Here is a 12,665-nt window from a genome sequence, read left to right as displayed (position 1 = left end):
GATGCCCCTGCTGGTCATCAAATTTTCAGAGTGAAATCCCGGCTTTGTGGGCTGGGATTCCTACTAAAACTACGGCGCCGAGCTTCAACTTCGGCGCCGCAGGTGTCACGGGTACAGCAATCCGGCCGTTCCAGGCTAGCGCATAACCTTTCGCGGCCGGGGTGTCATCAGGTACCGCTCTGCAGCAGCATGTTGCGTATGTGACCAATTGCCTTGGTCGGGTTCAGTCCTTTCGGACAAACGTCAACGCAGTTCATGATGCCACGGCAGCGGAACACACTGAACGGATCGTCCAGCCCGGCCAGACGGTTCTCGGTTTCGGTGTCGCGGCTGTCGGCCAGGAAGCGATAGGCCTGCAGCGACGCAGCCGGACCGAGGAACTTGTCCGGGTTCCACCAGAAGGACGGGCAGCTGGTCGAACAGCACGCGCACAGAATGCACTCGTACAGGCCATCCAGCTTCTCGCGGTCTTCCGGGCTCTGCAGGCGTTCGATAGCCGGCGGCGGCGTATCGTTCATCAGATACGGGCGAACCTTCTCATACTGCTTGTAGAAGATGCTCATATCGACCACCAGGTCACGAATGACCGGCAGACCAGGCAGGGGACGGATGACCAGCTTGTTGCCCTTGACCACGGAGGACAGCGGGGTGATGCAGGCCAGACCGTTCTTGCCATTGATGTTCATGCCATCGGAGCCACATACCCCTTCACGGCAGGAGCGACGATAGGAGAAACCCTCGTCCTGTTCCTTGATCAAAGCCAGGACATCGAGAACCATCAGGTCCTTTCCGTCGGTATTGACCTGGAAATCCTGCATGAACGGCTTTTCGTCATGGTCCGGGTTATAACGATAAACACTCACTTGCAACATATCGGCAGCCTCAATAAGTCCGAACCTTGGGTTCGAATGCCGGAACGGTCTTCGGAGCGAAGTTCACGGCACGCTTGGCAACGCGCTTCTCACCCGGGAAATAGAGGGTGTGGCACAGCCAGTTCTCGTCGTCACGCTCTTCGAAGTCCTCGCGGGCATGCGCGCCACGGGACTCCTTGCGGTGCTCCGCGGCAATTGCAGTAGCCTCGGCGACTTCCAGCAGGTTCTGCAGCTCGAGCGCCTCGATGCGTGCGGTGTTGAACGCCTGGCTCTTGTCGGAGATCTTGACGTTGGCGATACGCTGACGCAGATCCACCAGCTGGGCGATACCCTTCTGCATGTATTCGCCGGTACGGAACACACCGAAGTAGTTCTGCATGCAGTTCTGCAGCTCTTTGCGCAGCGGGGCAACATCTTCGCCAGTGCTGCGCTCGTTGATACCGGCCAGGCGGCCCAGCGCGACATCCAGATCGGTTTCGCTGGCACCACGGTGCTCGATGCCGTCCTTGAGCGCTTTTTCCAGGTGCAGGCCAGCGGCGCGACCGAATACGACCAGGTCGAGCAGCGAATTGCCGCCCAGGCGGTTGGCGCCATGGACCGACACGCAAGCCACTTCGCCGACGGCGAACAGACCATCGATGATCTTATCGTTGCCATTGGCATCCTGGGTGATGGCCTGGCCATGAATGTTGGTGGCGATACCACCCATCATGTAGTGGCAAGTCGGAACGACCGGTACTGGAGCGGTAACCGGATCGACGTGGGCAAAGGTCTTCGACAGTTCGCAGATACCCGGCAGGCGGCTGTGCAGCACTTCCTCGCCCAGGTGATCCAGCTTCAGCATCACGTGATCGCCATCCGGGCCACAACCGTTGCCAGCCAGGATTTCCTTGACCATGGAACGCGCCACCACGTCGCGGCCAGCCAGGTCCTTCGCGTTCGGAGCATAACGCTCCATGAAACGCTCGCCATGCTTGTTGATCAGGTAGCCACCCTCGCCGCGGCAACCCTCGGTCACCAGCACGCCGGCGCCGGCGATGCCGGTCGGGTGGAACTGCCACATCTCGATGTCCTGCACCGGCACGCCGGCACGCAGCGCCATGCCGACGCCGTCACCGGTATTGATCAGGGCATTGGTGGTCGATGCGTAGATGCGACCGGCACCGCCAGTGGCGAGCACGGTGGCCTTGGAACGGATGTAGACGGTTTCGCCGGTCTCGATGCAGATGGCGATGACACCGACCACGGCACCATCCTGGTTCTTCACCAGGTCGACCGCGTACCACTCGTTGAGGAAAACGGTGTCGTTCTTCAGGTTGCCCTGGTAGAGGGTGTGCAGCAGCGCGTGGCCGGTACGGTCGGCAGCGGCGCAGGTACGGGCAGCCTGGCCACCCTTGCCGAAGTCCTTGGACTGACCGCCGAACGGACGCTGGTAGATGCGGCCCTGCTCGGTACGGGAGAACGGCAGCCCCATGTGTTCGAGCTCGAACACGGCTTCGGGGCCTACGGAACACATGTACTCGATGGCGTCCTGGTCACCGATGTAGTCGGAGCCCTTGACGGTATCGTACATGTGCCAGCGCCAATCGTCGTTCGGGTCGGCCGAAGCGATGGCGCAGGTGATGCCGCCCTGAGCGGAAACGGTGTGCGAGCGAGTCGGGAAAACCTTGGTGACCACAGCGGTCTTGTGGCCCGACTGGGACAGTTGCAGCGCCGCGCGCATGCCGGCACCACCGCCACCAACGATGATGGCGTCGAAGGAAAGCGTACGAATATTAGCCATGAATCAGATACCCCAAAGAATCTGCACACCCCAGACGAAGAAGGTGAACATGGCAATGCCACACACCGCCTGGAACAGGAAACGCACACCGGTAGCCCACTTACCGATCGCCATATTGGTCAGGTAGTCAGTGGAGATGGTCCACATCCCTACCCACGCGTGCACACTCAGGGCAACCAGGGCCAGCAGACTGAAAATACGCATCCAGTTGGCCGAAAACAGCGCATGCCACTGGGCATACTCCAGGCCCGGATGCGTGAGCAGGTACCCAAGCAGGAACAGAAAATAAGCCGCAAGAACCACTGCAGAAACACGCTGCGCCATCCAGTCGTAAAGACCCGATCGCGAGAAATTGGTGACGTTGGTTACCATATCCACACTCCCGCCAGAACGATCAGCACCACCGAAACGGCGATTACGATTTTCGAGCCCAGCTTGCCGCCTTCCAGCGTCTCGCCATGGCCAGTGTCCATGATCAGGTGGCGCACACCCGCCACCAGGTGATACAGCAGTGCGGACAGCAACGCCCAGGTCACCAGCTTGGCCAGCGGACCGCCCAGGTACGCGCGAACCTCCTCGAAGCCTTCGGGCGAAGACAGCGAGGTATCGAGCGCGAGCAGCAGCAGGGCGATACCGACGAACAGGATGACACCGGATACACGGTGGAGAATCGACGTGTAAGCAGTGATGGGAAGTTTTATTGTCCTAAGATCTAGGTTTACAGGTCGTTGGCTTTTCACGGCTTTTTTTCACACTTGAGAGCCCCGAAGCGCAGGGCAAAGTTGTTGGGAAGAGTACGCAGCAGTACCCGCTACCCACGAGTGACAACCTACAGAATACTGCCTGTAAGGCCCCTGCCGGTCGGTTTCCGAGTATAAACAGTTAGGTCACTAATGACAATGTGGTGAAGTGCCACTAAAGGCGGATAGCAGCCCCTATATAAATGCCGTAAACAGTGCACCCAAGCTGTACGCATCCCCCTGCAAAGCCCTCTACGGCATGGGTTCGCGCAAATTGACTTTGCGATTTATCACACTATAGTGATGCGGGCCCTGCGTGGGGGGCCATGATGATTCCAAGCACAAAACAGGAGGCCATACATGGCTGACAAGAAAGCGCAGTTGATCATCGAGGGCGCTGCCCCCGTCGAACTGCCCGTTTTAACCGGTACCGTAGGGCCTGATGTAATTGACGTACGGAGCCTGACCTCCACGGGTCACTTCACCTTCGATCCCGGCTTCATGTCGACCGCCTCTTGCGAGTCCAAGATCACCTACATCGATGGCGACAAAGGCATCCTGCTGCATCGCGGCTACCCGATCGAACAGCTGGCGGAAAAATCCGACTACCTCGAGACCTGCTACCTGCTGCTGAACGGCGAGCTGCCGACCGCCGAGCAGAAAGCACAGTTCGTCAGCACCGTGAAAAACCACACCATGGTTCACGAGCAGCTGAAGTCCTTCCTGAACGGTTTCCGTCGCGACGCGCACCCGATGGCCATCATGTGCGGCGTAGTCGGCGCCCTCTCGGCCTTCTACCACGACTCCCTGGACATCAACGACCCGCATCACCGCGAAATCTCGGCCGTGCGCCTGGTCGCCAAGATGCCGACCATCGCCGCGATGGTCTACAAGTACTCGATCGGCCAGCCGCTGATGTACCCGCGCAACGATCTGAGCTTCTCTGAAAACTTCCTGCACATGATGTTCAACACCCCGTGCGAGATCAAACCGATCAGCCCGGTGCTGGCCAAGGCAATGGATCGCATCTTCATCCTGCATGCCGATCATGAGCAGAACGCTTCCACCTCCACCGTTCGTCTGGCCGGCTCCACCGGCGCCAACCCGTTCGCCTGTATCGCAGCCGGCATCGCCGCACTGTGGGGACCGGCGCACGGCGGTGCGAACGAAGCCGTTCTCACCATGCTGGACGAAATCGGCGATGTCTCGAACGTCGAGAAATTCCTCGCCAAGGCCAAGGACAAGAACGACCCGTTCAAGCTGATGGGCTTCGGCCACCGCGTCTACAAGAACTTCGATCCGCGCGCCAAGGTCATGAAGCAGACCTGCGACGAGGTTCTGGGCGAGCTGGGCATCAACGATCCGCAGCTGGACCTGGCGATGAAACTGGAAGAAATCGCCCTCAACGATCCGTACTTCGCCGAGCGCAACCTGTACCCGAACGTGGACTTCTACTCGGGCATCATCCTCAAGGCCATCGGCATTCCGACCAGCATGTTCACCGTCATCTTCGCCCTCGCGCGTACTGTCGGCTGGATTTCCCACTGGAAGGAAATGATCGCTTCCGGCCAGAAGATCGGCCGTCCGCGTCAGCTGTACACCGGCCATGCCAAGCGTGACCTGCCGCGCTAAGCTGTAGCTGCAACAAAAAAGAGGCTGCCCTAGGGCAGCCTCTTTTTTGTTGCCATCGGAAAAGAATACCGCCGCTGGACTTCCAAAAGCCTGAAGCCTGAAAAGCATCGCCCCGAGGGCGGGCCTCCCACAAAAGCTGCAGGCCCCACGCCGAACCCTGTGGGAGGCGCGCCTCGCGGCGACGGGACTGTCTGAAGCCTGAAAAGCATCGCCCCGAGGGCGACCCCCACAAAAGCAACCGGCACCACCGAACCTTCTCTGTGGGAGGCGCGCCCTCGCGGCGACTGCAGGCCGCAGGCCTGCCCGCCACAGCTATTGAGCGCGCTCCCGTAAAGCCCTCAGCGTATTGTAGGGCGCCTCCACCACGAACTTGTTGGCCAACCAGGACGGCACACTCCCCCCGGGCTCAGTGTGTACCTGATAGGTTACCTCGACCTTCCCCTCCCGAGGCACAAGTTCCCAGAAACCGTCCACCCGCGTCACGCGCACGTAGCCGTCCTCCTCCGGCAAATAGTCAGGCACGGCCTCCAGTTCCCGGCGGATAACCCCGTCGCGCTTTTCATATTCGGTTATGTGCACGACGGAATCTCGCGGCGTCACCGGCCATGGCGTGTTGAAGCGGGTGTAGGTCCATGCCTGCCGCTCCTCATGCCTGAGCAGCTTCTGCTCCTTGCATTCATGAATCCAGGAACAGGCTTCAGCCGCGTTCTCCATCAGGCGACGCAGCGTTTGCATATCGGTATCGATCACCGTGACGCCCCGGTATGCCTTGTATGGCGAACCGGGAACTGCCCGTAGATAGACCTTGATTCCGTTTTCGTCCTTCGCCAGTTGCCAGTCATCGGCAGCCTGAGCCCAGCAAGACGCCAGGCACAGCATGCCGGCAACCAGATACCGCATCTTGAACCCCATCGCACACCTCTTTGTTCTTGGCTATGTCTGAGCTGGCTGTTGCGGATAGACGTACCGCTCTGCAGGAGCGGACCATGCCCACGAATATTCCAGCGCGCAAAGCTTCGCGGGCACGGCCGCCCCTACAGTTCAGAACATCTCGACACTTCGAGCAGCACGCAATTGGGACAGAGCCTTGTTCTTATCCCAGCGTGAAGACCACTCAAGCGGTGGCCTGTTCCAACCAGCCCAACAAACGAATGGCCTCATCCCGGCTTGCGCCACAAACGACCGGATCAGCGGCAAATGCCGAACAGACCGCAGGCCGCTGCAGGTCACCGAAAAGCAGGCAGAGAAACTGCGACGATAAATGAATACAACGCTCACCTGCAGCCTTGCCATGCGGCATACCAGGCATCGGTGAACTGATGGAAGGAGCGATGCAACAGGCACCACAACCAGGGCGGCAATCCATGAACTACCATCCAGCACAAACGGGGGGCGCGATAATAATCCGGCCCACCTGCAGGACGCCAGATTCGACGGTTGCAGGCCGGGCGAGCCGGGAATAGGCTTGCGCGTCTTCCTCGTGAGTGCACCTTCATGCCCGTCTGGCTGCAAACCGCCGCCCTGCTCTGTTGCTCCAACCTGTTCATGACATTCGCCTGGTATGGCCACCTGAAGAGCCTGAGCGGCAAGCCCTGGCTCATGGCAGCCCTGATCAGCTGGGGGATTGCATTCTTCGAATACATGCTGATGGTGCCGGCAAACCGTATCGGCTACACCGAACTGTCGATCAGCCAATTGAAGATCATGCAGGAAGTGGTCACGTTGGCCATTTTCGTCCCCTTCAGCGTTCTCTACATGCAACAGCCACTGAAGCTGGATTACTTGTGGGCAGGCCTATGTCTGGTCGGGGCGGTGTATTTCATCTTTCGAAGCTAGCGACTGTAGGCAGTCTGTGTAGCCATAACGCGTAGGTTGGGTTGAGTTGCGCAGCAACGAAGCCCAACGAGAGAGAAAGTGAACGGCAGAGCCGGCATTCACGCTCCTACCAGTCGCAAAACGAACCCTCACATTTTCAGGGAGTCAATCGGACAAGCCCATTCCTTGGCGCGCACGCCTATAATCGCGCCCTCACGAATCGACACAGGTGCACCATGGCCAATCCCTACCACGATCACAACCTGGCCCTGCTGGCCCATCTACGCGGCATCCTGCTCGCCATGGGCGAAGCCGAACAAGTCTCGGAGGAGAGCCACGCGCTGTTTCTCGAACGCTTCGATGAACTGATCATGAATCTGCAGAACGTGCCGGAAGAACGGCACATGGGCCAGGACCTGATCTGCCAGGTCTTCCATCGCTACCCGCAAATCGCCCATCTGGTACCGCGTGACCTGCTCTGGTTCTTCGGCGGCGATTGCCTGCACTACATGCCCGACGAAGAAATCGCCATCTTCCAGGCCCTCGAGGAACGCCGCTACGAAGCCGAGCAGAACAACGAGCCCTTCGACTGGAACCACGAAAAACAGCTGCTGAGCATGCCGGAACAAGACGCCCGGCACTGAAAAGCGCATAAGGGCCACCCCCGGAGAAACCGAATAGCCCAGCCAGAAAAGCAAAAAGCATCGCCCCGAGGTCAGGCCTCCCACAAAAGCAGCAAGCCCCGCACAGCCCCCTGTGGGAGGCGCGCCCTCGCGGCGATTGCAGGCCGCAAGGCCTGCCACAAACCCAAAGCTCACCCCAAGGGCCCGGTCCCCACCGAAGCAACACCCCCCAGGTGGAGGCGCGCCCTCGCGGTGATCGCAGGCCGAAGGCCTGCCAAGATCAGGTTCAGCGTCCAGCATTCCGAGCCCTTGGAGCGGACACCAACAAATAGGCCTGCCGGCTGGCAAGCTGTAGGATATGCATGAAACCAGCATGGATAGGCAATCAATGAACAACATCGATGTGCGCTGGCAGCAACGCCTGAATAACTTCAGCAAAGCGCTCAGGCAACTTGACGAAGCCATGGCGCTCATGCAGCAGCGCGACTTATCGAAACTGGAAAAGCAAGGCGTTATCCAAGGCTTCGAATATTGCTACGAGCTTGGCTGGAATACGCTGAAGGACTTTCTTGTCTGGCAAGGTATCGACGGCATCGTTGGTTCACGCGACGCCATTCGCGAAGCGTTCGGCAGAGGCCTGATCAGCGATGGCCACGGCTGGATGCATATGCTCACGGATCGCAATCGAACCTCGCATACCTACAATGAGGAAACGGCAGAAGCGATCCTTGCCAATATCCAGATGCAGCATCATCCATTGCTCAAGGCTTTGGAGAAAACGCTAGCAGAACGTGCCGAATCAGCCATATGAGCATCGATAATACCGGGCTCCCGGAAACAGATATCCAGTCGATCAGGAATACCTTCGGGAAGTTTCCCAAAATTTCCGAAGCCATCCTGTATGGCTCTCGGGCCAAGGGTACTTTCCGGCCTGGTTCGGACATCGACCTGACGCTCAAGGGCGATGAGCTTTCGCACCATGACCTGCTCGACATCGAACTGGCGCTGGATGATCTGCTTCTACCCTACAAGATCGATCTCTCGCTGCATCACCAGATCGACAACCCACAGCTACTCGATCACATCGCACGAGTCGGCAAGTCGCTCTACAAAGTGCCAAGGACCTGAAGCATCGCCCCGAGGTCGGGCCTCCCACAAAAAAGCAGCAAGTGCACACCGAGCCCCGTGGGAGGCGCGCCCTCGCGGCGATTGCAGGCCCAAGGCCTAAAAAGCAGCTGAAAGCATTCGCATGGCAATGGCGTGAAGGCCAGGGGCCGTTCAGGCAGCGCCTGCCAGCAAACTCTCGTAAGGGATGTTCAACCCGTTGTGTAGGCGCTTGATCATAGCCAGGCTCAAACGCCGTTTGCCATTGAGAACCTCTGATACTCGGCCACTGGGCCCGATGAACGGCTCCAGGTCTCGCGGCGTCAGCCCCTGCTGATCCATACGAAACTTGATGGCTTCAATCGGGTCGGAGGCCAGCATAGGGAAACGCTCATCCTCGTACTTACCGATCAATAGCATCAGCACCTCCAGCTCATCGCCTTCCGGCGTGCCGATCTCAGAGCCCCATAATTCGTCCACGCGTGCCATTGCCGCCGCGTAGTCAGCTTCGGTACGGATGAGCTTGATGTTCATCATATGGTCTCCGCGTTGATCTGGTCGTACTGGGCATGGGTACCCACGAAGCGCACCCTTGCAAACTGCCGTTGGTAATCGATGGCTAGCACGACCCGGTACTTGTTGCCAGCAATATTGAATACTACTCGGCCACCTTTCAGGATACTGGCAGTGCGAAGCTCAGCCTTCAGTTCCTGGGGCGTGGCATAGCAAGACCTCTCCATATGCCTATACCACTCCACAAGCGGCACCTCGGCATCCGCATAGCCTGGGCTACTCTCCCAAAATGCCCTGAGCGTCCCTCGCGCAATCACATGCACCAGCACTCCTCCCATTTCGGGAGATTCTATACACCGAAGTAGTGCCACTGCAAACGGCAAATTGTTGCACCCAGATGCTGCAAGCGCCCAGGCAGTCAAAAACCCAATTGCGTGTTGCTCGAAGTGTCGAGATGTTCTGAACGTCCGTAGGAGCGGGCTATGCCCGCGAAGCTTTGCCCGCTGGAATATTCGCGGGCATGGCCCGCTCCTGCAGGGAGTACGTCTATCCGCAACAGCCAACCCCACAAAAAAGCGGCAGGTGCACACCGAGCCCCGTGGGCGCGCCCTCGCGGCGATTGCAGGCCGCAAGGCCTGCCACACTCCCGAAGCTCGCCCCAAGGCCTGGCCTCCCGCAAAAGCCCAAGCCCCCAAGCACCACACCGAAACAGCCGGAAAGCCCCTCCCTCTACTCTCCCGGCTCGACCCGCCGCTGCTGATAGATCCAGTCGACGATCTCGCCTTCCGGCACGTACCCCGTCACGACTTCACGTAGCAGCAGACGAATCTGCGGGTAGTCATCCTCCTCCACCGCCTTGAGCAGCTTCGCCAGCGCGCCCTTGAGCGTATCCCAGGTGAAGTACTCCTCATTGGCACGCATGATCATCGGATGCTCGGTGGGGCTGACGTTATCGCCGATCAGCAACTCTTCGTAGAGCTTCTCTCCAGGGCGTAGGCCGGTGTACTCGATGGCGATATCACCGTGCGGGCACTTCTCCGAGCGCACACTCAACCCGGACAGGTGAATCAGCTTCTCGGCCAACTCGGCAATACGCACCGGCTGCCCCATATCCAACACGAACACATCTCCGCCCTGCCCCATGGAGCCCGCCTGGATCACCAACTGCGCGGCCTCGGGAATGGTCATGAAGTAGCGCGTGATCTTCGGATGGGTGACCGTCACCGGACCACCGCTGCGGATCTGCTGATAGAAGCGCGGAATCACCGAGCCGGACGAGCCGAGCACATTGCCGAAGCGCACCATGGTAAAACGCGTCTTGTTGACGTGATGGACATCGTCCGCGCGCCCGAAAAGCACCGGCGCCTGCTCACGGCTCAGTGCCTGGAGAATCATCTCCGCCACGCGCTTGGTACTACCCATGACATTCGTCGGACGCACGGCCTTGTCAGTGGAGATCAGCACGAAGTTCGCAACCCCCGCCTGCACCGCCGCCTGGGCGGCATTCATGGTACCGAGAATGTTGTTGAGCACTCCCTCGGCGACGTTGTGCTCCACCATCGGCACGTGCTTGTACGCCGCGGCGTGATAGATCGTCTCGACCTTCCAGGTCTGCAGCACGTCCAGCAAGCGGTCGCCATTGCGGATCGAGCCGAGGATCGGCACCAGCCGGGTCGAAAGCGCCTCCCGCTCGATCCGCCGCTCCAGCTCCATATGGATGCTGTACAGGTTGAATTCGCTGTGCTCGAACAGCAGCAGCGTCTGCGGCTTGTTCGCCAGGATCTGGCGGCACAGCTCGGAGCCGATCGAACCACCCGCCCCCGTCACCATCACCACCTGCCCGCGTATGCATTGTTCGAACAGGGCCTGCTGCGGCGGCACGGCATCGCGGCCCAACAGATCGGCGATATCCACCTCCTGAATGTCCTCGACCTGCACCTTGCCGCTCGCCAGATCCATGAAGCCCGGCACGCTGCGCACGTGCAGCGGAAAGCGTTCGAGCATCTCCAGGATCTCGCGCCGGCGCCCGCGCGAGGCGGAAGGAATGGCCAGCAGAATCTCCCCGGCGCCCGTCTCCTCCACCATCTGCGCGATGTGCTTGGCCGAATAGACGCGCAATCCGGCGATGGTACGGTTATACAGGTTCGAATCGTCGTCGATGAAGGCCACCGGCCGCATCGCCCGGCCCATGCGCAAGGCAGCCACCAGTTGATTACCCGCCGCACCGGCGCCATACACCGCCACCTTCGGTAATCCGGAATCCTTGCCCTTGAACTTGATGGGCGAGTCGGGGGAGAACCAGTCGCCCATGAAGTACTGGCGCATCACCAGGCGCAGACCACCGATCAGTAGCAGGCTCAACCACCAGTAGTTGAACACCATCGAGCGCGGAATGAGCTTGGGTGCATCCGTTCGCCAATAAACGGCCAGGGAGAGCAGCAATGCCGAAAGCGTGACCGCCTTGGCAATCGCCATCAGCGCATCGTTGCCAAAATAGCGCATCACCGCGCGGTACATGCCGAAGCGGATAAAGAAAGGAATCGCGATCAGTGGTGCTACTCCGAACAACCACGCATGGCCGCCGAGCGGCTCGACGAAATCGGCCTCACCGACTCGAACGAAAAACGCCAGCCAAAGCGCGGCCCAGACCAGGAATACGTCCGCCGAAACCTGAACCAAGCGCTTTTGCCGCCGTGGCAAGCGCACCAGCCGCGCACGTATCTTTTCAGCCAACCTCAACACAAAACGATCCTTCCTTAGCTTGGAGCCGGGCAAGCCCGACCGTTTCGACAACTGGGGCGTACCCCCTAACCCTGTAGGAGCCAGCTTGCTGGCGATCAGCAGCTAACAGCATCATCAAGCTAGGCTCCCACGCTACTCCAACAAAAGCGCCCTCTACCGTAACCACAGAGAAGACAAAAAAGCCCTATCTGGTGGGCCCTAGCCTTGAACCTGCTCCGAAGGTCGGATACTAACGAGCATCGCTCTTTCCCGTTAGCGGAAGACGGGATCGTTGCCTAACGAATCAAGTCTTCCTGACCACCCGGTCTCCCGCGCCTTTGCCTGCCACCGTCATGAATATGTACTTGAAATAATTCACCAGCGTGAGGCTCTGGATCATCTTCTGGTCGGTTTCAGCCAACAACGCCGGCGTGGACATATCGATCTCACTTACCTGCGCCAGCCCGGTAATCCCTGGACGAACCTCGAACACCCCACGCCTGGCACGCTCCTCGGTCAACTCCTCCTGGTTGAACAGCCCTGGCCGCGGCCCCACCAGGCTCATTTCGCCCTTGAGCACATTCCACAACTGAGGCAACTCATCCAGCTTGGTCTTGCGCAAAAAATGACCGAAACGGGTGATAGACGCGCTACTGGCCAGATGAGTGGCAACCGACGCGGTATCCACCTGCATGGTACGAAACTTGACCAATGTGAAGGGCTTCTGATGACGACCGACACGCACCTGGCGAAAGATCGGCGACCCCGTATCGAACAAGCCAATGAGCGTCAGTACCAGCAGTACCGGTAAGCCAAACATCAAGCCCAGTAGAGAAAAAACGAAATCGAAAATCCGAATCAC

The 12,665-nt window shown here is 59.3% G+C and carries 15 protein-coding genes; 5 read left to right on the top strand and 10 right to left on the bottom strand.

What is annotated here, in order from left to right:
* Positions 1–167 precede the first annotated feature (167 nt).
* Genes CXK94_RS06075 through sdhC form a run of 4 tightly spaced genes read right to left on the bottom strand, consistent with a single transcriptional unit; the run spans position 168 to position 3,395 of the window.
* The gene (locus CXK94_RS06075) at positions 168–872 is read right to left on the bottom strand and encodes a succinate dehydrogenase iron-sulfur subunit (RefSeq protein ID WP_037043967.1); all 705 of its coding nucleotides are present in this window, start codon (positions 870–872) and stop codon (positions 168–170) included.
* A gap of 10 nt (positions 873–882) precedes the next feature.
* Positions 883–2,655, bottom strand: a complete 1,773-nt coding sequence (gene sdhA / locus CXK94_RS06070) for a succinate dehydrogenase flavoprotein subunit (RefSeq protein ID WP_037043970.1) — start codon at positions 2,653–2,655, stop codon at positions 883–885.
* 3 nt (positions 2,656–2,658) lie between these two features.
* A complete protein-coding gene (gene sdhD / locus CXK94_RS06065; RefSeq protein WP_102893630.1) occupies positions 2,659–3,027 on the bottom strand; it encodes a succinate dehydrogenase, hydrophobic membrane anchor protein in 369 nt (122 codons plus the stop codon).
* Positions 3,021–3,395, bottom strand: coding sequence for a succinate dehydrogenase, cytochrome b556 subunit (gene sdhC / locus CXK94_RS06060; protein ID WP_037043973.1), 375 nt, complete (start codon positions 3,393–3,395; stop codon positions 3,021–3,023). Before sdhC ends, sdhD begins: the two co-directional genes overlap by 7 nt.
* Before the next feature lie 360 nt (positions 3,396–3,755).
* Between sdhC and gltA the strand changes: the two genes are divergently transcribed.
* The gene (gene gltA / locus CXK94_RS06055) at positions 3,756–5,027 is read left to right on the top strand and encodes a citrate synthase (protein WP_037043976.1); all 1,272 of its coding nucleotides are present in this window, start codon (positions 3,756–3,758) and stop codon (positions 5,025–5,027) included.
* 312 nt (positions 5,028–5,339) lie between these two features.
* Here the strand turns inward: gltA and CXK94_RS06050 are convergent, their stop codons facing one another.
* Together CXK94_RS06050 and CXK94_RS22605 are read right to left on the bottom strand one after the other, a co-directional pair.
* Entirely contained in the window at positions 5,340–5,939 is a 600-nt protein-coding gene (locus tag CXK94_RS06050) for an START domain-containing protein (RefSeq protein ID WP_102893629.1), read from the bottom strand.
* Between the two features lie 202 nt (positions 5,940–6,141).
* On the bottom strand, positions 6,142–6,393 hold the full coding sequence (locus CXK94_RS22605) for a YkgJ family cysteine cluster protein (RefSeq protein WP_102893628.1): 252 nt from the start codon (positions 6,391–6,393) through the stop codon (positions 6,142–6,144).
* Between the two features lie 128 nt (positions 6,394–6,521).
* On the opposite strand from CXK94_RS22605, the gene CXK94_RS06040 reads away from it, so the two are divergent.
* From CXK94_RS06040 to CXK94_RS06025, 4 genes are all read left to right on the top strand, one after another.
* Positions 6,522–6,863: a DMT family protein gene (locus CXK94_RS06040; RefSeq protein ID WP_102893627.1), complete on the top strand. Its 342-nt coding sequence runs from the start codon at positions 6,522–6,524 to the stop codon at positions 6,861–6,863.
* A gap of 215 nt (positions 6,864–7,078) precedes the next feature.
* Positions 7,079–7,486, top strand: coding sequence for a PA2817 family protein (locus tag CXK94_RS06035; RefSeq protein ID WP_037043983.1), 408 nt, complete (start codon positions 7,079–7,081; stop codon positions 7,484–7,486).
* A 367-nt stretch (positions 7,487–7,853) separates the two neighbouring features.
* Complete coding sequence (locus CXK94_RS06030) at positions 7,854–8,276, top strand: nucleotidyltransferase substrate binding protein (protein WP_102893800.1); 423 nt, start codon at positions 7,854–7,856, stop codon at positions 8,274–8,276.
* A complete protein-coding gene (locus tag CXK94_RS06025) occupies positions 8,273–8,593 on the top strand; it encodes a nucleotidyltransferase domain-containing protein (protein ID WP_102893626.1) in 321 nt (106 codons plus the stop codon). The genes CXK94_RS06030 and CXK94_RS06025 overlap by 4 nt, the downstream gene beginning before the upstream one ends.
* Positions 8,594–8,743: 150 nt before the next feature.
* Here the strand turns inward: CXK94_RS06025 and CXK94_RS06020 are convergent, their stop codons facing one another.
* The 4 genes from CXK94_RS06020 to CXK94_RS06005 all read right to left on the bottom strand — a co-directional run bounded on the left by CXK94_RS06020 (position 8,744) and on the right by CXK94_RS06005 (position 12,665).
* Entirely contained in the window at positions 8,744–9,103 is a 360-nt protein-coding gene (locus tag CXK94_RS06020) for a helix-turn-helix domain-containing protein (RefSeq protein WP_102893799.1), read from the bottom strand.
* The gene (locus CXK94_RS06015; protein ID WP_272888824.1) at positions 9,103–9,420 is read right to left on the bottom strand and encodes a type II toxin-antitoxin system HigB family toxin; all 318 of its coding nucleotides are present in this window, start codon (positions 9,418–9,420) and stop codon (positions 9,103–9,105) included. Before CXK94_RS06015 ends, CXK94_RS06020 begins: the two co-directional genes overlap by 1 nt.
* Before the next feature lie 391 nt (positions 9,421–9,811).
* Positions 9,812–11,815, bottom strand: coding sequence for a polysaccharide biosynthesis protein (locus tag CXK94_RS06010; RefSeq protein ID WP_102893625.1), 2,004 nt, complete (start codon positions 11,813–11,815; stop codon positions 9,812–9,814).
* A gap of 292 nt (positions 11,816–12,107) precedes the next feature.
* Complete coding sequence (locus CXK94_RS06005; protein WP_102893624.1) at positions 12,108–12,665, bottom strand: sugar transferase; 558 nt, start codon at positions 12,663–12,665, stop codon at positions 12,108–12,110.

It is taken from the genome of Stutzerimonas stutzeri (assembly GCF_002890915.1).
Lineage (GTDB): Bacteria > Pseudomonadota > Gammaproteobacteria > Pseudomonadales > Pseudomonadaceae > Stutzerimonas > Stutzerimonas stutzeri_AF.
The sequence above is the reverse complement of the archived record's forward strand: the minus strand, read 5'-3'. Positions and strand labels throughout refer to the sequence as shown.